Below are 21,583 nucleotides of genomic sequence, written 5' to 3' on the forward strand. Positions count from 1 at the left end.
ACTCCTTCGCATAACGCGCGTACTTAACCATAAAGTTATTTAACTTCATGGTTAAGTTAATGTCCGATCGTTTGTCCCTTACCCTGACCGCCTTGTCGGACCCGACGCGCCGCGCCATTCTGGCGCGTCTGGCGCTGGGCGAGGCGACGGTCAACGATCTGGCCCAACCCTTCGACATGAGCCTGCCGGCGGTGTCCAAGCACCTTAAGGTGCTGGAAAAGTCCGGCCTGATCAGCCGGGGGCGCGAAAAACAGTGGCGTCCCTGCCGGCTGGAGCCCGAGCCGCTTCAGGAGGTCGATATGTGGCTCAAGGATTATCGCCGCCTGTGGGAAGGTCGCTTCGACCGGCTCGAAGCCTATTTGCAGCAGTTGCAGGCCGCTGAAAAAACGGCCAAGGTCGCTTCAGATAGCGCGGATACGAAAGCCGCTGACGATCAGGGAGAGACGAAATGAAGCTCGCCACACGCCCGTCCGAGGTAATGTCCGGTTTCGAGGTTACGTTCCCCAGCGAGATCGACATCGTCATGTTCCGCACCTTCAAGGCCCCGCCCGCGCTGGTATTCAAGCTGTGGACCGCGCCGGAACACGTATTGCAATGGTGGGGGCCAAACGGCTTCGAGAACCTCGGTTGCGAGATGGATTTCCGCGTCGGCGGCAAGTTCCGCATCGAGATGCGCGCGCCCGACGGGACGCTGTGCCCGTGTGAAGGCACCTATGTCGAGATCGTCGAGAACGAACGCATCGTCTATGAAGGCGATCCGCATATCGACCATCCGTGCGGCTCGGGCCTGCCGCCCGAAGCCCTGGTGACGATCACGTTCAAACCGGAAGGCGAGGGCACGCGTCTGACCCTGCATTCGAAAATGATCTCGCCCGACATAACAAAGGCCGCCATCGAGATGGGCTTCTCGACCGGTTGGGCCTACAGCTTCGACCGTCTGGAGGCGGCTATGGATACGCTTGATCAAGACCGCTTTGAAATCGTCACCTCGCGCCGCTTTGCCGCCACGGCGGCGGAGTTGTTCGGTCTGTTCGCCGACCCTGCGCATCTGGCGCAATGGTGGGGACCGGAGGGTTTCACCAATACCATCCCGGTGTTCGAATTCCGCGAAGGCGGCGCGTTCCATATCACCATGCATGGCCCGGACGGGCGCGATCACGACAATCACAAGGGCTTTGTCGAGATCGTCGAGAACGAGCGCATCGTTTTCGACCACTATCAGCCGACGCACGAATTCCGCATGACCATCGAATATGTGCCAGCAGGCGATCATACTGACATGATCTGGCGCATGGATTTCGCACCGTCCGAACACGAGGCCATGCTGAAGGCTTTCATTCCGCAGGCCAACGAGCAGAACTACGACAAATTGGCCGACTATCTCACCAAGCACAGGGGACACTGATGCTGACGACGATTCTGGTTATTATACTGCTGGCCATCGCGGCCGTTCTGATCCTCGCCGCAATCCGGCCCGATCATTTTCGCCTTCAACGCTCGATGACCATCGAGGCTGCGCCGGAAGTCATTTTCGACGAGATTCAGGACTTCCGCAAATGGCGCAACTGGTCGCCATGGGAGAATATCGACCCCAACCTGCGCCGCACCTATACGGGTCCGGACTATGGCCCTGGCGCGGTCTATGAGTGGGACTCCGATAATAACAAGGCCGGTCAGGGCCGCATGGAAATCCAGCGCACCGAACCCGCGCGCAGCGTCGTCATCGAACTGAAATTCATCAAGCCGATCGCCGCCGTCAATACCGCCGAATTTACCCTGCAACCGCAGGGGACGGGTACTGTCGTCACATGGGCCATGTACGGTCCGGCGCCCTTCGTATCGCGGCTGTTCGGCCTGATCTTCAACATGGACAAGATGGTCGGCGGCGACTTTGAAAAAGGCCTGAAATCCCTGAAAGCCGTCAGCGAAGCGCCGCACGGCGTGGTTAGCGAACTCAAAACTGCCTGATCTTTTTAAGCACCAAAAGGAGTAGGACTATGCGTCTCGAAGCCCATTTGAGTTTCCCCGGCACCTGCGCCGAGGCCTTCGCCTTCTACCAGAGTATCCTGGGGGGCGAGATCACCGCCATGTTCCGCTATGGCGACGCGCCCGGCGATATGCAGGGCGACCCGGCCACCAAAGATTATGTGATGCACGCCTATCTTCAGATCGGCGATGCGGCGATCATGGGCGCAGACGCGCCGCCGCAGTTTCAGTCGAAACCGCAGGGTTTCTGCGTTAATATTCAGGCCGCTGACGTGGCCGAAGCGCAGCGCATCTGGGGCGGTCTGTCCGAAGGGGCGAAAGCCATTCAAATGCCACTGGCGCCGACATTCTGGTCGCCGATGTTCGGTATGCTGATCGACAAGTACGACCAGCCGTGGATGGTCAATACCACGCCGGACGAAGCCTTTATCGCCGCTAACGCGCCGAAATAATCCACTCTACCTCTCCACAAATCCACCGCCGGTGTCCTGGCGAACGAACCCCCATGCCCGAAAGGAAACTCCATGAGTCTCAAAGACCGCGAACTGGTCCTCACCCGCACGCTCGATGCGCCGCGTGAGCTGATCTGGCGTTGCTGGACCGACCCCAAGCTGCTGGCCGAATGGTTCTGCCCCAAGCCGTGGTACATCGATGAAGTCAAGCTCGACGTCCGCAGCGGCGGCAGCAACAGCTTCACCATGCACGGCCCGAACGGCGAGACCGTCCCCAATCGCGGCGTCTATCTGGAGATCGTCGAGAACGAGAAGATCGTCCTGACCGACGCCTATACGACCGCCTGGGAGCCGTCGGAAGACCCGTTCATGACGGCCATCGTCGAACTGAGCGACGCCGGTGACGGCAAGACGCTCTATGTCGCCACGGCGCGTCACTGGTCGGTCGAAAAGAAGGTCCAGCACGAACAGATGGGCTTCCACGTCGGTTGGGGCATCTGCGCCGATCAGCTCGAAGCCCTCGCTCAAACCCTGAAGTAGGAGGTTGTCATGCGTCTTTTGCCCTTTACCTTCGGTCTGCTGGCGGTTGCCGGTTTGGCGGCCTGTTCGCCCAAGCCCGTTGAAAAACCGCCGGTGGCCGCGCCCGAAGCGCCGCAAGCCGTCGCGCCCAAGGATTTCCCGGCGGGCGACTATAAGCTCGACAAGTCCCACGCCAGCCTGACCTTCACGGTCAACCACACGGGTTTCTCGACCTACACGGCAGGCTTCGATGCCTTCGATGCCCACCTGACCATCGACCCCAGCGCCCCCGAAGCCGCCAAGCTTACGGCCAGCGTCGACGTCAAATCGCTTGACCTGCCGACCCCGCCGACCGGCTTCCACGATAGCTTGATGGGGGCGCAGTGGTTCGACGCGGCCAAATATCCGCAGATGACCTTCGTTTCGACCAAGGTGGAAAAGACCGGTGATTTCACGGCGAAAATCTACGGCGACCTGACCCTGCATGGCGTGACGAAACCGGTGGTTCTGGATGCGACGCTGAACGGCGGCTATGCCGGGTTCGCGCCCTATGATCCTGCCGCCCGCGTCGGTTTTTCAGCAAAAGGCACGATCAAGCGCTCCGACTTCGGCATCAGCTACGGCATCCCCGCGCCCGGCACGGTGATGGGCGTCGGCGACAGCGTCGGCATCGCCATCGAAGCCGAGTTCTCCGGCCCGCCGTTGAAAGCGGAGAAGTAACATGACCCGTCACGTTACCCCGCATACCATGATCATCACCCGCGATCTGAAATTCGCGCCGTCGGTGGTGTTCAAAGCCTGGGCCGATCCGGTCGCCAAGGCCAATTGGTTCTCAGGCCCGCCCGACTGGGAGGCCGAGCCGCACCGGCTCGACTTCCGCGTCGGCGGCGAAGAATACAGCGCTGGCGGCCCGAAAGGCGGGCCGATGCACATCATGCGCGGCGTCATTCACGAGATCGTGCCGCCAGAGACAGGAGAGGCGCGCATCATTTCCAGCTTCACCATGCACGTCGATGAGACCATACTGACCGTGTCGCTGGCGACGATCGAGTTCGTGGCCACGGCGACGGGCACGAAAATGACCCTGACCGAGCAACTCGTCTTCCTTGACGGCTGCGACCACATCGCCGACCGCGAGCACGGCACCAAGGCCATGCTCGACATGATGGAAGCCTATCTGAGCCGGCAATGACATGACCGATATACCCCCTATGCTGACCGTCACCACCGAAGACCACCACGACGTTGTGATGGTGCGCCATTTCGATGCTCGCCCGGCGCTGGTCTGGCTGGCCTTCACTCAGGCTGAACATATGGCGCAGTGGTGGGGGCCGTCGACCTTCACCGCCCGCGCCGAAATGGATGTGCGGCCGGGTGGCGCCTATGTCATCGACATGATCGGGCCGGACGGGTCTGTCTCGCCGATGAAGGGTCGCTATATCGAGGTCATCGAACCCAAACGACTGGTCTTCGACTTCGATATTTCGGAACACGGGCCGGCGTTCAACCGCATGCTGCGCGAAACCTATATCGCATGCGGCGGCGGGGCCGACGATCCGCTGGGGACGTGCAACACTATCACCGTGACGTTCGAGGACGAAGGCCACGGCACGCGCCTGACTTTCCGTCAGGGACTGGCCACCGCGGCCGAACGCGACGCCTATGTGAAGATGGGTACCGCGGAAGGCTATGCCGAAAGCTGCCTGAAACTGGATAAGCTGCTGGCGTCGATGCAGTTGTTTTTCCACGGTTAAGGTAACCTTGAGCCCACGCGTCGGATATAATAGACTGCCCTCAAAGAGGGGGAGACTATGAAGTTCGGTGTTCTGGCGATCGGTATATTGGCCGTCTTGGCAGGTTCTGTGGGGGCTGCAACGCCGCCTGATGTGCCCTATGGTTATCTGGAAGAGGTGAAAGCGCCACCGCGAGCGAAGGTAGCGCCGTCGGTGTTTCGGTTGGGGGCGTTGACTTATCGGTTCGAGCAAACGCCCTTGATCGATCTGGCCAAGGCAACCGGCCATAAGCGCATCGGCCACAAAGGCGATGCGTCGGAGGCTCTGGATTGGTTGTGCTTTACGATAAAAGCACCGCAACCCTATCGTCTGTGGCTGTCGTCCAGCGAGATGGGCGGCGGGACGGTCGATGGTGTCGATATGCGCGCTGAGGCAGCGACGGCGACGGAGGACTGTCCGATCCTGGCCGCGCGCCTGACGCCGGTATCCGTCGATGGCGTAAGGATCGGCATGACGCAGGCCGAGGTGCGCAAGGCGCTGGGGGCGCCCTCTGATCAACGTGACGGCTGGTGGATCTATACCTACGAAAAGAACGTCCGACCCAGCGATCCGGGTTACTTTTTCACGGCCTATGGCCACATGATGCTGCATTTCGAAGATGGGCGACTGACTCAAATCAGTGCCGTTCGGGTTACGTCCAACTAAACCCAGCCGTCGGCGCGCAGGGCCTTCTGGAAGCTGCGGCTGACCGGGGCTTCGAGGTCGCCTTTCAGCACAAGACAGACCTTTCCGTCTTGTTTGCGGATGTCGGTGATGGCGTCCTTGGCCACCCACCATGAGCGGTGCGTCTGGCTGCCTTCGATGCCTTCCAGTTCGCGGATAGCGTCGTAAAGCCGCATCAGGATCATCGTGTTTCCGGCGCTGGTATGGACACGCAGATAGTGATCTTCGGCGGTGATGGCGTAGATATCCGCGCGCTGGTGCTTGAACGGCAGGCGCTCCAGAAAGGCGACGGCGGCAGGCGTGGCCTCGGCGACGGGCGCGACGAAGGCGTGGCTTTGCTGGGGCTCGCGGTTGATCAGCATGTTCAGGCCGGTCATCGCCGCCGACAGGATGCCGACCGGGGTCAGCAGATGCACATAGTTCGACAGGTTCCATACAGACCCGCCGAAGAGGGGTGTCAATAACCATACCACGACGGAAATCGCCGGAGTTAACAGAACGACCAGCAGCGCGGCATAGGGCAGGGGCCGGTGTTCCAGCTTCAGCCGCGCGCGCAGGACGTGAAACGTAAAGCTCTCGACAAAGACCGCGACCAATGTCCCCAGCACCATGACCGGCACCCAATAGATCAGCCGGTGCCACAGCGGCATGGCGCCAGTGCCAAATGCGCCGATCAGGCTGAGAAACACGCCCATACCGATGGCGACGCCCGTGGCGCGCAACCAGTTGCGCCAGTTGCGCGTCCACACTTCCGCCGTCGTTGGCGAAGCGTGAACGGCCGGCGGCGTCGTTTCACGCAATTCCGGCCCCGTCTCACGCATGGTTCAGTCCCCTGTCGAATGGCCGCGCTATTGGAGCCAAGCCGCGTCCATAACTCAAGGGGTAATTCCATGGCAACGACCGTTCCGGGCAAATTCAACTATCTACGCAGCTTTATCGCCGCTGTCCTGCTGACGGTCGCTGTCATCGGGATCGCCGTGTGGATGACCGGCGGCGACCTCAGCCGCATCGGCGAGGTCGTCGCGCAAAGCCGTTTGCATACGCCGCATCTCAATCTGATTGCGCAGTCGTCTTTGGCGACGCAGATACATCTGAGTGCCGCGTGTCTGGCGTTCCTGATCGGGCTTTATCAGCTCATGGGGCCGAAGGGCCGGACGCCGCACCGCGTGCTGGGCTATATCTGGCTGGCCCTGATGCTGACGGCGGCGATATCGAGCTTCTGGCTGAAAGGCCTGAACCACGGTGCCTATAGCTTCATCCATATCCTGTCCGGCTGGACGGTGGTGGTGGCGCCGATGATCCTCTATTCGGCAAGGACGAAGAATATCAAGCGCCACCGCAACATGGCCACGGGCCTGTTCATGGGCGGACTGGTCGTGGCGGGCCTGTTCGCCTTCATTCCGGGGCGTCTTATGTGGCAGGTGTTTTTCGGCTGATTGCCATAGGCTCATAAACGCGGCATCCTGCTCTGAAAACAGGGGCGGGACGACGATGAAGCGGCTTATCGGTATAGTTTTGGCCTTGATCGCCTGTTCGATCGGGTCGGTGGCCGCTCAGACCAAAACCCAGTGGTCCGATATCACCGAGGTCGTCGTCCGTGCGCCAAACAGCGGTCCGGCCATGTGGAAGCTGACGCGGGGCGATTCGACGGTTTGGGTGCTCGGCACGCTGATCCTCATGCCGGAGGGGCTCAAATGGGATCAGAAACGTCTGGCGCGGACGCTGAACGGTGCGCAGTGGCTGATCACACCGGCTATCAGCCAAAGCGATCCGACACGGGCGACTGAACTACAGAAAATAGCGAGGCTGCCGAACAATGGGCGGCTCTATGATGTGTTGTCGGAGACCGTCTATGCCCGGTTCGAAGACGTGGCGCAGCGTGAGCATCTGGCGATCAACGACTACAATCGTCTCCAGCCGGTGATCGCCACGGGCAACCTGTCGCGCGATGTTCTGAACGCGCATGGTTTGTCGATCAGGGCGGTCTATGATCAGATGACGACGACGGTCCGTAAATCGAAGGTCAAGGTCCGGCGGGCCGGCCATTACGATCAATCCGCCCTGATTACCTACTATGCCGGTCTGGACACCGCCAGCGCCGAGGCCTGTACCGTCAACGGACTCGACGGCCTGGACTACGACCTCAGGACGACGAAGGATATGGCCAGGGCCTGGGCCGTCGGCGACCTGAAAGGCGTCATGGCGCTTTATCGCGAGCCGGATTTCCTGACCTGCGTCCTGTCGGGCGAAACGACCGCGGCCCTGTATCAGACCTATGCCATCGACCATATGACGGCGGTCCTCGACGCCGCCCTGAACGTGCCGGGCAAGAGCGTCGCCATCGTGCCGTTCGACGACCTGCTGCGCAAGGACGGCGTGCTGGATCGCCTGCGGCTCAAGGGCGTGGATATCAGCGCGCCCGCCTTATGAATATAATAGCTTCGTTTTTTTAAACGACGTGTTAGATTCCGTCTGTTAATGCGGCGGGCAGAGTATGACTGAGGGTTCAAAGACAATCGGCTGGCGGGCGCATCTGTGCCTGAGTCTTCTGCTGGTCGTCTATATCTTCAACTTCATCGACCGTCAGATCCTGTCGATCCTCGCTCAGCCGATCAAGGCGGAACTGAACCTCACCGACGCGCAATTGGGCTGGCTCGGCGGCTTCGCCTTTGCGCTGTTCTACACACTGGTGGGTATCCCGGCGGCGCTCTACGCCAATCGCATCGGGCGGACGAAGATGATCGCAGGCGCTTTGATGCTGTGGAGCGCGGCGACGGCCTTTTGCGGCTTGGCCTCGTCCTATGCCATGCTGGCGGTCGGGCGCTTCGGCGTCGGTATCGGCGAAGCGGGCGGCGTCGCCCCGGCGCAAAGCCTGATCAGCGATCTCTATCCGCCGCAGCACCGCGCCAAGGCGATGGGCGTCTTTTCGATGGGCGTGCCGCTGGGCTCGGGGCTGGGCATCATGTTCGGTGGGCTGGTCGCGGCGATCTTCGACTGGCGCTGGGCTTTTATTGCCGTCGGGCTGGCGGGGGTGATCTTTGCGCCGGTCTTTTTCTGGGGTGTCAAGGATGGCTGCGAACGCCCGGTCGACACGCGGCGCACTGCGCGCGACGCTCTCGGGGCTGTCATCCGTAACCGCAGTTTGTGGCTGATCTCGCTGGGGGCGTCTTTGTCGTCGGTCATCGGCTACGGTCTGATGTTCTGGCTGCCCTCGGTCTTCATGCGCTCGTTCAAGGCGAGCCTGATGTCGGCCTCGATCGGGTTTGGGCTGATCGTCCTGATCGGCGGAGTCATCGGCATCGCGGGCGGGGCGTGGCTGGCCGATAAACTGGGGGCGAAATCGCCACGCAGCTTCGTCTTCGTGCCTGCGGTCGCCTATCTGCTATGCATCCCCGTCTATGCGCTGGTCCTGCTCGATCCGGCGTTCGGGTTCAGCACGGTGTCCGGCTTTGCGTTACTCCTGCTCGCTCAAGCGCTGGGATTGGTGTGGATGGGGCCGGTCATGGCCAGTCTGCACCACGTGGTTGCCCGCGAAGACCGTGCCCTGGCCTCGGCGGTGTTTCTGTTCGTCACCAATGTCATCGGGTTAGGCTTCGGGTCGTGGATTCTGGGCGCGATTTCCGATTATTTATCACATAATTACGCCGAAAACGCCCTCAAGATGTCGGTAACGGGGGGCTTGGGCTTTTACATTCTGGGCGCGACCTGTTTCGCGCTGGCGTCGCGAACCCTTGCTCAGGACTGGAAAAGCGGTCAATCCTGACTGCGGGAATCATCACTTTTGCAATGCGGTATCAATTTTCGACGATCTTGCAGTTGCACAACGCCATTGCGGACCTTATAAACCCTGCCCGTAAGCAGGACGGGCAACGGTGTTCGGCCAGCCAGACCTTAAACATGTCGCCCGGGCGGTTCGTCATCGCCCAGATTTGTCATTAGGGTATCGCGTTCGCGATGCCTGACATCCCTTTTTCAAGACCGGTTCCATGAACATTCACGAGCATCAAGCCAAGGCCGTCCTCAAAGAGTTCGGCGTCGCCGTTCCGCGCGGCTATCCCGCCTATTCCCCCAAGGAGGCCCTTGAGGCCGCCAAGAACCTGAAAGACGATTCCACCAAGGTGTGGGTGGTCAAGTCGCAGATCCACGCCGGTGGCCGCGGCAAGGGCAAGTTCGAAGGCCTCGGTGCCGACGCCAAGGGCGGCGTCCGCGTCGTGAAGTCGCCGGCCGATGTCGAAGCCAATGCCGACGAAATGCTCGGCCGCGTTCTGGTCACGCACCAGACCGGCCCGGCGGGCAAGCAGGTCAACCGCCTGTACATCGAAGAAGGCGCCGACATCAAAAAGGAGCTTTACCTGTCGCTCCTCGTCGACCGCGTCACCTCGCGCGTCAGCGTCGTCGCCTCGACCGAAGGCGGCATGGACATCGAAGAAGTCGCCCATTCGACGCCTGAGAAGATCCATTCCTTCACCATCGACCCCGCCACGGGCGTCTTCCCGACGCACGGCCGCACTCTGGCCGCCGCGCTGGGTCTGAAGGGCGATCTGGCCAAGCAGGGCTTCAAGCTGCTTCAGCAACTGTACGCGGCGTTCAACGCCAAGGACATGGACATGCTGGAAATCAACCCGCTGATCATCACCGGCGACGACCAGCTTCTGGTTCTGGACGCCAAGGTGTCGTTCGACTCCAACTCGCTCTTCCGTCATCCGGACATTCAGGCGCTTCGCGACCTGACCGAAGAAGACGCCAAGGAAATCGAAGCCTCGAAGTTCGACCTCAGCTACATCGCCCTTGACGGCGAAATCGGCTGCATGGTCAACGGCGCGGGTCTGGCCATGGCCACGCTCGACATCATCAAGCTCTACGGTTCGGAGCCCGCCAACTTCCTCGACGTCGGCGGCGGCGCCACGACCGAAAAGGTCACCGCGGCCTTCAAGATCATCACCTCGGACCCCAAGGTGAAGGGCATCCTCGTCAACATCTTCGGCGGCATCATGAAGTGCGATATCATCGCCACGGGCGTGATCACCGCGGTGAAGGAAGTTGGTCTCAAGGTGCCGCTGGTCGTGCGCCTCGAAGGCACCAATGTCGATCTCGGCAAGCAAATCATCAATGAAAGCGGCCTGAACGTGATCGCCGCCGACGATCTGGCCGATGCGGCCGCCAAGATCGTCAAGGCAGTGAAGGGCTAAGGTTTAAACATGTCTGTACTTATCAATCGCGACACCAAGGTCATCACGCAGGGCTTCACCGGCGCGCAGGGCACCTTCCACTCCGAACAGGCGATCGCCTATGGCACGCAGGTCGTCGGCGGCGTGACCCCCGGCAAGGGCGGCACCACCCACATCGGCCTGCCGGTCTATGACAGCGTGGCCGAAGCCAAGGACCGCACGGGCGCCACGGCCTCGGCCATCTACGTTCCGCCGCCCTTCGCGGCCGACGCCATCCTTGAAGCCATCGAAGCCGAAATCCCGCTGATCGTCTGCATCACCGAAGGCATCCCGGTGCTGGACATGGTCAAGGTCAAGCGCGCCCTGTCGGGTTCGAAGTCGCGCCTCATCGGTCCGAACTGCCCCGGCGTCCTGACGCCGAACCAGTGCAAGATCGGCATCATGCCGGGCAACATCTTCTCCGAAGGTTCGGTCGGCGTCGTCTCGCGTTCGGGCACGCTCACCTATGAAGCCGTGTTCCAGACGACCAATGCCGGTCTCGGTCAGACGACCGCCGTCGGCATCGGCGGCGACCCGGTCAAGGGCACCGAGTTCATCGACGTGCTGGAAATGTTCCTCGCCGACGAAGCCACCAAGTCGATCATCATGATCGGTGAAATCGGCGGTTCGGCCGAAGAAGACGCCGCTCAGTTCCTGATCGACGAAGCCAAGCGCGGTCGCAAGAAGCCGATGGCCGGTTTCATCGCGGGCCGCACGGCGCCTCCGGGCCGTCGCATGGGCCACGCCGGTGCGATCATCTCCGGCGGCAAGGGCGGCGCGGAAGACAAGATCGCCGCTATGGAAGCCGCAGGCATCCGCGTCTCGCCGTCGCCGGCAGCGCTGGGTGAAACGCTTCTGGCCGTGCTGAAGGGCTAAGTCTTATACCTCCCTGCACTTTAGTGCGGGGAGGGGGACCGCACGAGATGACCGAAGGTCAGCGAGATGTGGTGGTGGGGTGCCTTAAGTTCCACAGCTATATTGTGGTTAGCAGGTATCCACCCCACCACCATTCGCTTTGCTCATGGTCCCTCTCCCCGCCAGCGGGGAGGTATGATTTAGCACTTTGAAATACATCTTTCATGAAAGGCGCGTAATTTCGGTTACGCGCCTTTTTGCCGGTTCTCAACAGGTAATAAACAGAGTATAGGCAAAGGCGTCGGGCGGTGTCGTTATTGGCCGCCTTCACACCAGTGGAAAGGGAGACGGTGTCGTCATTGGCCGTCTCAGGGTATACATATGGCAGACGATTCCGGTCGCCTTAATCAGGTTTTCGCAGAAACATCGTTTCTGTATGGCGGCAACGCCCTGTTCATCGAACAGATTCAGGAGAAGTGGGCAGCCGATCCCAACTCCGTAACGCCCGCCTGGCGGGCCTTTTTCGATCAACTCATGGATCAACCGGCGAATGTGGCGCAGAACGCCTCGGTCGGCGGCTGGGCGCGCCCGGTACTGGATGCGCGCGATGAGCTGACCTCGGCCATGGACGGGTTCTGGCCCGCCGTCGAGGCCAAGGCCGCCAAGGGCATCGCCGACAAGTCGGCCAAGGACGTCGCCGCCGGTAAACCCGCCGCTTCGGCTGCCGATCTGCAAAACGCGGCGCGCGACTCGGTCCGCGCCCTGATGCTGATCCGCGGTTACCGTATCCGCGGCCACCTTCAGGCCAATCTCGACCCGCTCGGCCTTGAGCCGAAGGGCGACAATCCGGAACTTCAGCCCGCGCACTGGGGCTTTACCGATGCCGACATGGACCGTCCGATCTTCATCGACGGCGTGCTGGGCATGGAAACGGCGACCCTGCGCGAAATCCTGCAAATCCTCCGCCGCACCTACTGCGCCAATGTCGGCGTGCAATATATGCACATCGCCGACCCCGCCGAAAAGGCGTGGATTCAAGAGCGCATCGAAGGCCGCGACAAGGAAATCACCTTCACCAAGGAAGGCAAGATCGCCATCCTCAAGAAGCTGATCGAGACCGAAGGCCTCGAACGCTTCCTGCACCGCCGCTTCCCCGGCACCAAGCGCTTCGGCCTCGACGGCGGTGAAGCGCTCATCCCTGCGATGGAGCAGATCATCAAGCGCGGCGGCAATCTCGGCGTCAAGGATATCATCCTCGGCATGCCGCACCGTGGCCGCCTGAACGTGCTGACTGCCGTGATGGGCAAGCAGTACCGCGCCCTGTTCCACGAATTCCAGGGCGGTTCGACCGTCCCCATGGACATCGACTCGACCGGCGACGTGAAATACCACATGGGCGCGTCGTCGGACCGTTCGTTCGACGGCAACAACGTCCACCTGTCGCTGACGGCCAACCCGTCGCACCTTGAAATCGTCAACCCGGTGGTGCTGGGCAAGGCCCGCGCCAAGCAGGCCTATCATATCAAGGCCAAGGGCGACGGCGTGCTCGACCGCACGCAGACCATCCCGTTGATCCTGCACGGCGACGCCGCCTTCGCGGGTCAGGGCGTAGTGGCGGAATGCTTCGCGCTGATGGGCCTCAAGGGTTACAAGACCGGCGGCACGCTGCACATCATCGTCAACAACCAGATTGGTTTCACGACCGCGCCGCGCTTCTCGCGCTCCTCGCCCTATCCGTCGGATCAGGCGCTGGGCGCGCAGGCCCCGATCCTGCACTGCAACGGCGACGACCCGGAAGCCGTGGTCTTCTGCGCCAAGGTGGCCACCGAGTTCCGCCATCAGTTCGGCAAGGACGTCGTCATCGACATGTTCTGCTATCGCCGCTTCGGTCACAACGAAGGCGACGATCCGACGTTCACGCAGCCGATCATGTACGCCAAGATCAAGGACCATCCGTCGACGCGCGAAATCTACGGCACCCGTCTGGTCGCCGAAGGCGTCGCCACGGCGGCGGAAATCGACGCCTGGGTCGCCGAATTCGAAGCCTTCCTGAACGTCGAATTCGATGCCGGCAAGGAATACAAGGCGACCAAGGCCGACTGGCTGGACGGCAAGTGGTCGGGCCTCGGCCTGCCCGAGGACGACGAGCGCCGGGGCTCGACCTCGGTGCCGCGCGCCAAGCTGGAAGAGATCGGCAAGAAGATTACCACCATCCCGAACGAGATCGACGCGCACAAGACCCTGCGTCGCGTCATAGACGGCCGCCGTCAGGCGATCGATTCGGGTGAGAACCTCGACTGGGCGCTGGCCGAGCATCTGGCCTTCGGCTCGCTGCTCGACGAGGGCTTCGATGTCCGCCTGTCGGGTCAGGACTCGATCCGCGGCACCTTCTCGCAGCGCCATTCGGCCTTCATCGATCAGAAGACCGAACACCGCTACTTCCCGCTGAACCACCTGCGCGACGGTCAGGCCCATTACGAAGTCATCGACTCGGCCCTGTCCGAAGAGGCGGTGCTGGGCTTCGAATACGGCTATTCGCTGGCCGATCCGAACACGCTGGTCATGTGGGAAGGCCAGTTCGGCGACTTCGTCAACGGCGCTCAGGTCGTCATCGACCAGTTCATCTCGTCGGGTGAACGCAAGTGGCTGCGCATGTCGGGTCTCGTCATGCTGCTGCCGCACGGCTACGAAGGTCAGGGCCCGGAACACTCCTCCGCGCGCCTCGAACGCTTCCTTCAGGCCTGCGCCGAAGACAATATGCAGGTCGCCAACTGCACGACGCCGGCCAACTACTTCCACATCCTGCGCCGTCAGATCCACCGTCCGTTCCGCAAGCCGCTGATCATCATGACGCCGAAGTCGCTTCTGCGTCACAAGAAGGCGGTCTCCTCGATCACGGAAATCTCCGAAGGTTCGTCGTTCCACCGCGTGCTGCACGATGATGCCGAGCGCCGTCCGGACGTCGCGGGCGTCAAGCTGGTCGCCGACGACAAGATCCGTCGCGTCGTCCTGTGTTCGGGCAAGGTCTATTACGACCTGCTGGAAGACCGTGAGAAGAAGGGCATCAAGGACGTCTATCTGATGCGTCTGGAGCAGTTCTATCCGTGGCCGATGAAGTCCCTGCTCACGGAGCTGGGCCGCTTCAAGAACGCCGAACTGGTCTGGTGTCAGGAAGAGCCGAAGAACATGGGCGGCTGGACCTTCGTCGACCCGTGGCTGGAGCTGACGCTCGACAAGCTCAAGATCAAGGCCAAGCGCGCCCGCTACGTCGGTCGTCCGGCCTCGGCCTCGACCGCCGCCGGTGTCATGAGCCGCCACCTCAAGGAACTCGAAACGTTCCTGAACGAAGCGTTCGCCTAACCATCCTTCATACGGGGCGCGCAACGGTGCGCCCCGACCTCACTGAATTCAAAAGATAAATCGGAGCCTTATCATGGCCGACATCCTCACACCTGTTCTGGGCGAATCCGTCGCCGAAGCCACCATCGCCAAGTGGACCAAGAAGCCCGGCGACGCCGTCAAGAAGGACGAAATCCTCGTCGAGCTGGAAACCGACAAGGTCTCGCTCGAAGTGGCCGCCCCTGCCGACGGCACCCTCACCGAAATCCTCGCCGGTGAAGGCGACACCGTCGTCCCCGGCACCGTTCTAGGCCGTATCGGCGGCGCGGGCGAAGTCGCCGCTGCCGCACCTGCCGCTAAGGTTGACACCCCTGCCGCGGCTCCGGCTCCGGCGGCTGCCCCCGCCGCTTCGGGTGCCCTGCTCGACGTGAAGACCCCGGTCATGGGTGAATCGGTTGCCGAAGGCGCGATCTCGCGCTGGGCCAAGAAGGCCGGTGAAGCCGTCAAGAAGGACGAAATCCTCGTCGAGATCGAAACCGACAAGGTCGCCGTCGAAGTCGCCTCGCCCGCCGATGGCACACTCGCCGAAATCGTGGCCGCCGACGGCGCGACCGTGACGCCGGGTCAGGTCATTGCCCGCATCTCGACCGATGGTTCGGTGGTCGCCGCCGCACCGGCACCGGCCCCTGCCGCAGCGCCCGCACCGGCGCAAAAGGCTTCGGACCACCTGTCGCCCGCCGTCAACCGCATCGTCTCGGAAACCGGCCTGAACACCGCCGGTATCGCCGGTTCGGGCAAGGACGGCCGCATCACCAAGGGCGACGCTCTGGCCGCCCTGTCGAACCCGGCGCCGACGGCCATCGCCCCGGTCACCACGCCCGCCGCGCAGATCGCCCCGCGCGAAGTCGGCCCGCGTGAAGAGCGCGTGAAGATGACGCGCCTGCGTCAAACGATCGCCCGTCGCCTGAAAGAGTCGCAATCGACCGCGGCTCAGCTCACCACCTTCAACGAAGTCGACATGACGACGGTGATGAGCCTGCGCAACACCTATAAGGACGCCTTCGAGAAGCGCCACGGCGTCAAGCTCGGCTTCATGTCCTTCTTCGCCAAGGCGGTCGTCGCGGCGTTGAAAGACATCCCGGCGGTCAACGCCGAAATCGACGGCACCGACATCATCTACAAGAACCACTACGACCTCGGCATCGCCGTCGGCACCGAAAAGGGCCTCGTCGTGCCGGTTCTGCGCGATGTGGACACCCTGTCGCTGGCCGGTATCGAAAAGGGCATCGCCGGTCTGGGTAAGCAGGCCCGCGACGGCACCCTGTCGCTGGACCAGTTGCAAGGCGGCACCTTCACCATCACCAACGGCGGCATCTACGGCTCGCTGATGTCGACGCCGATCCTCAACATGCCGCAGGTCGGTATTTTGGGTATGCACAACATCGTGCAGCGTCCGATGGTCGTCAACGGTCAGATCGTCGCCCGTCCGATGATGTACCTCGCCCTCAGCTACGATCACCGTATCGTGGACGGCAAGGAAGCCGTGACCTTCCTGGTAAGAATTAAGGAAGGTCTCGAAGACCCGCAGCGTTTTATTTTGGATGTGTAAGCGTCTGAAAGTCTGACATTGAAAGCCGCTTCGTTGACGCAACGGAGCGGCTTTTGTTTTGAATGCAGCGCGGTATAATGCAGCATGACCCACGCCCTGATCCGATCGTTCAAACACGCTGCGGCAGCCGTAGGCATCGCGATTTCGATGTCGGGGTGCGTAACGCTGGAACGGCCCGAGCAGGACTATCCCAAGACCTCCGACTTCGCGCCGATGGGCTTCAAAAACGCCCGCATGTCGGCCAGCGACCCGACGCTCCCGGCCAAGCTCGAAGCCGATGCCCGCAACGAGATGAAGCTGTCGGCCAAAAGCCGCTTCGACGTGCTGGCGCTGTCCGGTGGCGGCGCGGACGGCGCGTTCGGGGCCGGGGTGTTGCTCGGCTGGACCAAGCGCGGCGACCGGCCGCAGTTCCGCATGGTCACCGGCGTCTCAACCGGCGCCCTGATCGCGCCCTTCGCCTTCCTCGGTCCCGACTACGATGAGAAACTTAAAGAAGCCTATACCTCCGGTGCGGCCAATGGCCTGAGCCGGTCGCGCGGCCTGATGTCGCTGTTCACGCCGGGTATTCTCGACACCAATGCCCTGAGCGGTCTGGTGACGCGCTATGTCGATGAGCCCATGCTGATCGCCATCGCCCGCGAACACGCTAAAGGTCGGCGGTTGTTAGTCGCGACGACCAATCTCGATGCCCAGACCGGGGTCCTGTGGGACATCGGTGAAATCGCCAGCGAAGCGGTGGCGGCCAAATCGCCCGAACGGTTGAAACAGGCCCGCGACCTGATCTGTCAGGTGCTGGTCGCCTCGGCCTCGGTGCCGGGGGCCTTCGCGCCGGTGATGATCGATGTCGAACGTCCGATCAATGGCGGCGTTCAGCATTTCCGCGAGATGCACGTCGATGGCGGTGTGACCCTGCCGTTCTTCGTCTTGCCGGAATCGATGCTGAACTGGACCGTGCCACGCGACCTGATCAGCGGCGGGCATATCTACGTGCTGGTCAATGGCAAGATCACCCCGCAACCGGCCATCACCACCTATAACGCGCTCAACATCATGGCGCGCTCGCTCGATACCTTGACCAAGGCGCAGGCCCGCACGACCCTGATCACGCTGGAAAGCTTCGGTCAGCGCAACAATATGGGCGTGTCGTTCGTCTCCTTACCCGACGAATTTGCCGAAGGCGGTCTGCTAGCCTTTCAGGAAGATTCCATGCGCCGCGTCTTCTATTACGGCTTCCAGTTGGGCGCATCGGACAAGCTGTGGGCCAAACCGGAAAAATAAACAGACGGTTTGAACCTCTCCCGGCGCACGAAAACCCCATAGGCAAACTCCCGTAACTGCGGTACAAAATGGGTTAACCATGTCTTAAAGGTGGAACGCCCCATGAAGTATCTGCGCTGGATGATCGCCATTATCGTGCTGGCCTATGCCGGATGGATCGCCTTCCCGGTCGTCAAGAACGCCTTCACGCCGACCTACGACCCCAGCGTCCCGACGCGTCAGGCCGACGACACCTCCTACCGCAGCGGGCCGTCGATTACTGCGAACGACGACGCCTACGGGACCGACGTCGTGGTGCCGACCGACTCGATTCAGGGTGAAACCGCCGTCGCCGCTATCGAAACCGACAACAAGCCGGTGATCTGGCTGTGGGCCGGAGTCGTGGTGTTTTATCTGCTCTCCGCGTTCCTGCTGGCCAAGGGCAATCTGCGCGCGGGACTGGCCTATGGGGCGGCCTTCGTCGCCGATGTGACCCTGACCTATCTGACCAAGGGCGAGGCCGGTTCAGGCCTGTTCGACAAGATATTAGAGACCCTGTCCGGCTGGGACCCGCGCTATACCCTGACGCTGGTGGCGCTGGTGCTGGGCTTCATCGTCCTCATGGCGCGCGGCCGTCCGCTGCCGAAGCGTCATCTGGCGATGGAATAGGGCACAATCCGCCAAAAATCGCCGGTCGGGCTGTGAATAGACTTGACCCTGCGGCTTGAGGATTTTACGGCAGAGCACATATATTTTTGCACGAAATAAGGCTCAGTCATGTCTCAGGAACAAAGCTTCGACGTCGTCATCATCGGCGGTGGTCCCGGCGGCTACAATGCCGCGGTGCGTGCCGGTCAACTGGGCCTGAAAACCGCGATCATCGAATCGCGCGGCGTACTGGGTGGCACCTGCCTGAACGTCGGTTGTATGCCCTCGAAGGCCCTGCTGCACGCCTCGGAACTGTTCGAAGCCGCGACGCACGAATTCAAGACCATCGGCATCGAAGTCCCCGCGCCGACGCTCAACCTCGTCCAGATGATGAAGGCCAAGCAGGACAGCGTCACCGCCCTGACCAAGGGCGTCGAGTTCCTGATGAAGAAGAACAAGGTCACCTATATCCCCGGCTTCGGCAAGATCGAGGGTCAGGGCAAGGTGTCGGTCACCGCGCAGGACGGTTCGGTCCAGCAGCTTTCGACCAAGAACATCGTCATCGCCACGGGCTCCGAGCCCACCCCGCTGCCGGGTGTCGCCGTCGATCAGAAGCAGATCGTCGACTCGACCGGCGCCCTGTCGCTGCCAAGCGTGCCCAAGCATCTGGTTGTCGTGGGCGCGGGCATCATCGGCCTTGAACTCGGTTCGGTCTGGCGTCGTCTGGGCGCCAAGGTGACCGTGGTCGAATTCCTCGACCGTATCACGCCGGGCATGGACACCGAAGTCGCCACGGGCTTTCAGAAAATCCTGACCAAGCAAGGCTTCGAGTTCAAGCTCGGCACCAAGGTCACCGCCGCTAAAACCTCGGACAAGGGCGTTGCGCTTAGCCTTGAGGCTGCAAAAGGTGGCAATGCCGAAACGCTCGACGCCGACGTGGTGCTGGTCGCCATCGGCCGCCGTCCGTTCACCTCGGGTCTGGGCCTCGAAAACGTCGGCGTGGCCACGGATCAGCGCGGCTTCATTCCGACCGACCACTTCAAGACCTCGGCCCCTGGCGTGTGGGCCATCGGCGACGTGATCACCGGCCCGATGCTGGCGCACAAGGCCGAAGAAGACGCGGTCGCGGCTATCGAACTGATCGCCGGTAAGGCCGGTCACGTCGATTACGATCTGGTCCCGTCGGTCGTCTATACCTTCCCGGAAGTGTCGTGGGTCGGCAAGACCGAAGACCAGCTCAAGGCGGCGGGTGTGCAGTACAAGGTCGGTAAGTTCCCGTTCATGGCCAACAGCCGTGCCAAGATCAACCACGAGACCGACGGCTTCGTAAAGTTCCTGGCCGATGCCAAGACCGATCGCGTCTATGGCGTCCATATCCTCGGCCCGCAAGCCGGTGAAATGATCGGCGAGGCCTGTGTGCTGATGGCGTTCGGCGGCGCGTCGGAAGATCTGGCGCGCATCTGCCACCCGCACCCGACGCGTTCGGAAGCCGTCCGTCAGGCGGCCATGGGCGTCGAAGGCTGGACGATGCAGGCGTAACGCATGTGTTACGGGGTTTGGGGCCTGTGGCCCCAAGTCTTTCTAAACAAAAGAAAAGCCTCGCTTTTTGGAGCGAGGCTTTTCTTTTGTTCAAAGGTTTCGTGGGGTCGCGGACCCCACACCCCATAACCGGAGCTCACGCGGCTTCCGTCTTTTTCGGTCGTCCGCCCATCTTGCCATTCAGGCGGCTTGCCTGACTGCGCTTCAACCGCTTGAGCATAATCGTCGATCCCATGTGATCAGCGAGCAGTTGTGCAATGGAAAGGTCGGCGTCGAGGGCGGGGATATGTAAGCCGTAACCACGCCCCTCGATAACGAGTTTGCGCAGGTCGGCCGGGGATGCTTCGGCCAGCTCCGGAATCAGTCGCGTAGGAATACCGGCCCGCGTACCGTTCGAAAGGCTGATGCAGATTTCATGATGACGCGCATCATACCGCGCGCTCTCGGCCACCATGACCGGCGCTTTTTTAAGGGTTCTGGCAGCAAATTCAGCCGCATTGGGCATTTTGAATTCAGCCATGAATCTCACTCCATTTTTCGCAGATAGCGGTCAGGTTCTCAGCAATGGCTTCGCCGATTTTTCTGACCTCTGTGGGTTTGAAGCCTTCCTGTTCCATAAGTTCAACGGGGCCATCCGGTCCGTTCAACGCGAATCTCGCCCGCGCTTCGTTACCTTTGACGGCGTGAACATGCGGTGGCGGATGATCGTTCGTATAGATGATGACCCGTATGTTCCCGATTTGCAAAACCGTAGGCATGACGTAGTATATCAAAACCTAACTATATGTCTAGGTTAGCCCTTCGGATGCGCCGCCGCATAGGCGGACAGCAGGCGTTCGGCATCGACTTGGGTATATTTCTGCGTCGTCGAGAGCGACACGTGCCCCAGCAGCTCCTGAATCGAGCGCAGATCGGCCCCTGAGCCCAGCAGATGCGTGGCGTAGGAATGGCGCAGGGCGTGCGGTGTGGCGCGATCGGACAGGCCTAGTCGCGAGCGCATATGCTGTACCGAAGCCTGCACATGACGTGGCGACAAGGGGCCGCCGCGTTTGGCGCGGAACAGTTCGTCGTCAGCGGAGAGATTGAACGGTTGCAGGCCTTTATAGGTCTCGATGGCCGCACGCACCTCATCCAGCACGGGGACAAGGCGCGTCTTGTTGCCCTTGCCGACGATGCGCAGGCTATCGGTCAGCGGCGTGTCCTTGATACGCAACGACAGGGCTTCGGAAATCCGCAGACCGCAGCCGTAGAGGAGCAGGTAGACCGCCTGATCGCGGGCGGCTTCCCACTCAGTCTTGTCCGCATCGAGCACGGCTTCCTGCATCAGCCCCAGCGCCTGATCTTCGTTGAGCGGGCGGGGCAGGGTGGCTTTCAGGCGCGGCCCGCGCATCAGGGCCACCTGCGGGCTCGACATCCCCAGATGCAGGTCGAGATAGCTATGGAAGGATTTGATGGCCGACAAATGCTGCGCCAGAGAGCGTGGCGACAGGGGCGGGTCTTTGGACCTCAGATGCGCCATCCAGCCGCGAATATCGACCGAGGTCAGGTGCGTCAGGTCGTTGAGGTCGATCTCGCTGCCGAGGGTGCGTTTCAGATGCGCCAGATAGAGCCCGAAGGCATGGCCATAGGCTTCCAGCGTGCGCGGTGAACAGCGCTTCTGGGCCTTCATATAGGTCAGCCATTGCAGGCGGGTATCGTCGATGGTCATGCGCCCAG

Annotated in this window: 23 protein-coding genes; 19 read left to right on the forward strand and 4 right to left on the reverse strand. The window is 61.7% G+C overall.

The genetic code is table 11. From position 1 onward, the window contains the following. The first annotated feature begins 47 nt into the window (after positions 1–47). The 9 genes from AEYBE204_RS0119750 to AEYBE204_RS22500 all read left to right on the forward strand — a co-directional run bounded on the left by AEYBE204_RS0119750 (position 48) and on the right by AEYBE204_RS22500 (position 5,395). Complete coding sequence (locus AEYBE204_RS0119750; protein ID WP_200862151.1) at positions 48–452, forward strand: helix-turn-helix transcriptional regulator; 405 nt, start codon at positions 48–50, stop codon at positions 450–452. Next, positions 449–1,405: an SRPBCC domain-containing protein gene (locus AEYBE204_RS39310; protein ID WP_023460622.1), complete on the forward strand. Its 957-nt coding sequence runs from the start codon at positions 449–451 to the stop codon at positions 1,403–1,405. Before AEYBE204_RS0119750 ends, AEYBE204_RS39310 begins: the two co-directional genes overlap by 4 nt. Beyond that, positions 1,405–1,968, forward strand: a complete 564-nt coding sequence (locus AEYBE204_RS22470; RefSeq protein WP_023460623.1) for an SRPBCC family protein — start codon at positions 1,405–1,407, stop codon at positions 1,966–1,968. Before AEYBE204_RS39310 ends, AEYBE204_RS22470 begins: the two co-directional genes overlap by 1 nt. A 29-nt stretch (positions 1,969–1,997) precedes the next feature. Further along, positions 1,998–2,438: a VOC family protein gene (locus AEYBE204_RS22475; RefSeq protein WP_023460624.1), complete on the forward strand. Its 441-nt coding sequence runs from the start codon at positions 1,998–2,000 to the stop codon at positions 2,436–2,438. 72 nt (positions 2,439–2,510) lie between these two features. Next, positions 2,511–2,978, forward strand: a complete 468-nt coding sequence (locus tag AEYBE204_RS22480; protein ID WP_023460625.1) for an SRPBCC family protein — start codon at positions 2,511–2,513, stop codon at positions 2,976–2,978. Between the two features lie 9 nt (positions 2,979–2,987). Continuing rightward, positions 2,988–3,677, forward strand: a complete 690-nt coding sequence (locus AEYBE204_RS22485; protein WP_023460626.1) for a YceI family protein — start codon at positions 2,988–2,990, stop codon at positions 3,675–3,677. 1 nt (position 3,678) lies between these two features. Continuing rightward, the gene (locus tag AEYBE204_RS22490; protein ID WP_023460627.1) at positions 3,679–4,149 is read left to right on the forward strand and encodes an SRPBCC family protein; all 471 of its coding nucleotides are present in this window, start codon (positions 3,679–3,681) and stop codon (positions 4,147–4,149) included. A 1-nt stretch (position 4,150) separates the two neighbouring features. Next, on the forward strand, positions 4,151–4,711 hold the full coding sequence (locus tag AEYBE204_RS22495) for an SRPBCC domain-containing protein (RefSeq protein ID WP_052019214.1): 561 nt from the start codon (positions 4,151–4,153) through the stop codon (positions 4,709–4,711). Between the two features lie 57 nt (positions 4,712–4,768). Next, positions 4,769–5,395, forward strand: a complete 627-nt coding sequence (locus AEYBE204_RS22500; protein WP_023460629.1) for a hypothetical protein — start codon at positions 4,769–4,771, stop codon at positions 5,393–5,395. On the opposite strand, the gene AEYBE204_RS22505 is transcribed toward AEYBE204_RS22500, so the two are convergent. Continuing rightward, positions 5,392–6,234 (reverse strand): LytTR family DNA-binding domain-containing protein, encoded by an 843-nt coding sequence (locus AEYBE204_RS22505; protein WP_023460630.1) that lies wholly within the window; start codon positions 6,232–6,234, stop codon positions 5,392–5,394. The two genes, AEYBE204_RS22500 and AEYBE204_RS22505, sit on opposite strands and share 4 nt — an antisense overlap. Before the next feature lie 69 nt (positions 6,235–6,303). Between AEYBE204_RS22505 and AEYBE204_RS22510 the strand changes: the two genes are divergently transcribed. The 10 genes from AEYBE204_RS22510 to lpdA all read left to right on the forward strand — a co-directional run bounded on the left by AEYBE204_RS22510 (position 6,304) and on the right by lpdA (position 19,867). After that, on the forward strand, positions 6,304–6,849 hold the full coding sequence (locus tag AEYBE204_RS22510) for a DUF2306 domain-containing protein (protein ID WP_023460631.1): 546 nt from the start codon (positions 6,304–6,306) through the stop codon (positions 6,847–6,849). Between the two features lie 55 nt (positions 6,850–6,904). Beyond that, positions 6,905–7,843: a TraB/GumN family protein gene (locus AEYBE204_RS22515; RefSeq protein WP_023460632.1), complete on the forward strand. Its 939-nt coding sequence runs from the start codon at positions 6,905–6,907 to the stop codon at positions 7,841–7,843. Positions 7,844–7,907: 64 nt separating this feature from the next. Further along, entirely contained in the window at positions 7,908–9,176 is a 1,269-nt protein-coding gene (locus AEYBE204_RS22520; protein WP_023460633.1) for an MFS transporter, read from the forward strand. A 223-nt stretch (positions 9,177–9,399) separates the two neighbouring features. After that, positions 9,400–10,602: an ADP-forming succinate--CoA ligase subunit beta gene (sucC, locus tag AEYBE204_RS22525; protein ID WP_023460635.1), complete on the forward strand. Its 1,203-nt coding sequence runs from the start codon at positions 9,400–9,402 to the stop codon at positions 10,600–10,602. Between the two features lie 9 nt (positions 10,603–10,611). Beyond that, complete coding sequence (sucD, locus tag AEYBE204_RS22530) at positions 10,612–11,496, forward strand: succinate--CoA ligase subunit alpha (protein ID WP_023460636.1); 885 nt, start codon at positions 10,612–10,614, stop codon at positions 11,494–11,496. Positions 11,497–11,856: 360 nt separating this feature from the next. Further along, positions 11,857–14,835, forward strand: coding sequence for a 2-oxoglutarate dehydrogenase E1 component (locus tag AEYBE204_RS22535; RefSeq protein WP_023460637.1), 2,979 nt, complete (start codon positions 11,857–11,859; stop codon positions 14,833–14,835). A 73-nt stretch (positions 14,836–14,908) separates the two neighbouring features. Then, entirely contained in the window at positions 14,909–16,423 is a 1,515-nt protein-coding gene (gene odhB, locus AEYBE204_RS22540) for a 2-oxoglutarate dehydrogenase complex dihydrolipoyllysine-residue succinyltransferase (RefSeq protein WP_023460638.1), read from the forward strand. Positions 16,424–16,507: 84 nt separating this feature from the next. After that, entirely contained in the window at positions 16,508–17,701 is a 1,194-nt protein-coding gene (locus AEYBE204_RS22545) for a patatin-like phospholipase family protein (protein ID WP_023460639.1), read from the forward strand. A 102-nt stretch (positions 17,702–17,803) separates the two neighbouring features. Then, positions 17,804–18,349 carry a hypothetical protein gene (locus tag AEYBE204_RS22550; RefSeq protein WP_023460640.1) on the forward strand — a complete coding sequence of 182 codons (546 nt, stop codon included), beginning with the start codon at positions 17,804–17,806 and terminating at the stop codon, positions 18,347–18,349. A gap of 108 nt (positions 18,350–18,457) precedes the next feature. Next, the gene (lpdA, locus tag AEYBE204_RS22555) at positions 18,458–19,867 is read left to right on the forward strand and encodes a dihydrolipoyl dehydrogenase (RefSeq protein WP_023460641.1); all 1,410 of its coding nucleotides are present in this window, start codon (positions 18,458–18,460) and stop codon (positions 19,865–19,867) included. Positions 19,868–20,003: 136 nt separating this feature from the next. Here the strand turns inward: lpdA and AEYBE204_RS22560 are convergent, their stop codons facing one another. From AEYBE204_RS22560 to AEYBE204_RS22570, 3 genes are read right to left on the reverse strand one after another with little or no spacing between them, the layout of a single operon-like run. Then, positions 20,004–20,387, reverse strand: a complete 384-nt coding sequence (locus tag AEYBE204_RS22560; RefSeq protein ID WP_023460642.1) for a DUF2442 domain-containing protein — start codon at positions 20,385–20,387, stop codon at positions 20,004–20,006. Beyond that, complete coding sequence (locus AEYBE204_RS22565) at positions 20,380–20,625, reverse strand: DUF4160 domain-containing protein (RefSeq protein ID WP_031229587.1); 246 nt, start codon at positions 20,623–20,625, stop codon at positions 20,380–20,382. The genes AEYBE204_RS22560 and AEYBE204_RS22565 overlap by 8 nt, the downstream gene beginning before the upstream one ends. Positions 20,626–20,660: 35 nt before the next feature. Continuing rightward, entirely contained in the window at positions 20,661–21,575 is a 915-nt protein-coding gene (locus tag AEYBE204_RS22570; RefSeq protein ID WP_023460644.1) for a tyrosine recombinase XerC, read from the reverse strand. Positions 21,576–21,583 lie beyond the last annotated feature (8 nt).

This window comes from Asticcacaulis sp. YBE204 (assembly GCF_000495855.1).
Classification (GTDB): Bacteria; Pseudomonadota; Alphaproteobacteria; order Caulobacterales; family Caulobacteraceae; genus Asticcacaulis.

Coding starts and splice junctions, on each gene's coding strand:
- AEYBE204_RS0119750 (WP_200862151.1), top strand. CDS start 48: ATGGTTAAGTTAATGTCCGATCGTTTGTCCCTTACCCTGACCGCCTTG.
- AEYBE204_RS39310 (WP_023460622.1), top strand. CDS start 449: ATGAAGCTCGCCACACGCCCGTCCGAGGTAATGTCCGGTTTCGAGGTT.
- AEYBE204_RS22470 (WP_023460623.1), top strand. CDS start 1,405: ATGCTGACGACGATTCTGGTTATTATACTGCTGGCCATCGCGGCCGTT.
- AEYBE204_RS22475 (WP_023460624.1), top strand. CDS start 1,998: ATGCGTCTCGAAGCCCATTTGAGTTTCCCCGGCACCTGCGCCGAGGCC.
- AEYBE204_RS22480 (WP_023460625.1), top strand. CDS start 2,511: ATGAGTCTCAAAGACCGCGAACTGGTCCTCACCCGCACGCTCGATGCG.
- AEYBE204_RS22485 (WP_023460626.1), top strand. CDS start 2,988: ATGCGTCTTTTGCCCTTTACCTTCGGTCTGCTGGCGGTTGCCGGTTTG.
- AEYBE204_RS22490 (WP_023460627.1), top strand. CDS start 3,679: ATGACCCGTCACGTTACCCCGCATACCATGATCATCACCCGCGATCTG.
- AEYBE204_RS22495 (WP_052019214.1), top strand. CDS start 4,151: ATGACCGATATACCCCCTATGCTGACCGTCACCACCGAAGACCACCAC.
- AEYBE204_RS22500 (WP_023460629.1), top strand. CDS start 4,769: ATGAAGTTCGGTGTTCTGGCGATCGGTATATTGGCCGTCTTGGCAGGT.
- AEYBE204_RS22505 (WP_023460630.1), bottom strand. CDS start 6,234: ATGCGTGAGACGGGGCCGGAATTGCGTGAAACGACGCCGCCGGCCGTT.
- AEYBE204_RS22510 (WP_023460631.1), top strand. CDS start 6,304: ATGGCAACGACCGTTCCGGGCAAATTCAACTATCTACGCAGCTTTATC.
- AEYBE204_RS22515 (WP_023460632.1), top strand. CDS start 6,905: ATGAAGCGGCTTATCGGTATAGTTTTGGCCTTGATCGCCTGTTCGATC.
- AEYBE204_RS22520 (WP_023460633.1), top strand. CDS start 7,908: ATGACTGAGGGTTCAAAGACAATCGGCTGGCGGGCGCATCTGTGCCTG.
- sucC (WP_023460635.1), top strand. CDS start 9,400: ATGAACATTCACGAGCATCAAGCCAAGGCCGTCCTCAAAGAGTTCGGC.
- sucD (WP_023460636.1), top strand. CDS start 10,612: ATGTCTGTACTTATCAATCGCGACACCAAGGTCATCACGCAGGGCTTC.
- AEYBE204_RS22535 (WP_023460637.1), top strand. CDS start 11,857: ATGGCAGACGATTCCGGTCGCCTTAATCAGGTTTTCGCAGAAACATCG.
- odhB (WP_023460638.1), top strand. CDS start 14,909: ATGGCCGACATCCTCACACCTGTTCTGGGCGAATCCGTCGCCGAAGCC.
- AEYBE204_RS22545 (WP_023460639.1), top strand. CDS start 16,508: ATGACCCACGCCCTGATCCGATCGTTCAAACACGCTGCGGCAGCCGTA.
- AEYBE204_RS22550 (WP_023460640.1), top strand. CDS start 17,804: ATGAAGTATCTGCGCTGGATGATCGCCATTATCGTGCTGGCCTATGCC.
- lpdA (WP_023460641.1), top strand. CDS start 18,458: ATGTCTCAGGAACAAAGCTTCGACGTCGTCATCATCGGCGGTGGTCCC.
- AEYBE204_RS22560 (WP_023460642.1), bottom strand. CDS start 20,387: ATGGCTGAATTCAAAATGCCCAATGCGGCTGAATTTGCTGCCAGAACC.
- AEYBE204_RS22565 (WP_031229587.1), bottom strand. CDS start 20,625: ATGCCTACGGTTTTGCAAATCGGGAACATACGGGTCATCATCTATACG.
- AEYBE204_RS22570 (WP_023460644.1), bottom strand. CDS start 21,575: ATGACCATCGACGATACCCGCCTGCAATGGCTGACCTATATGAAGGCC.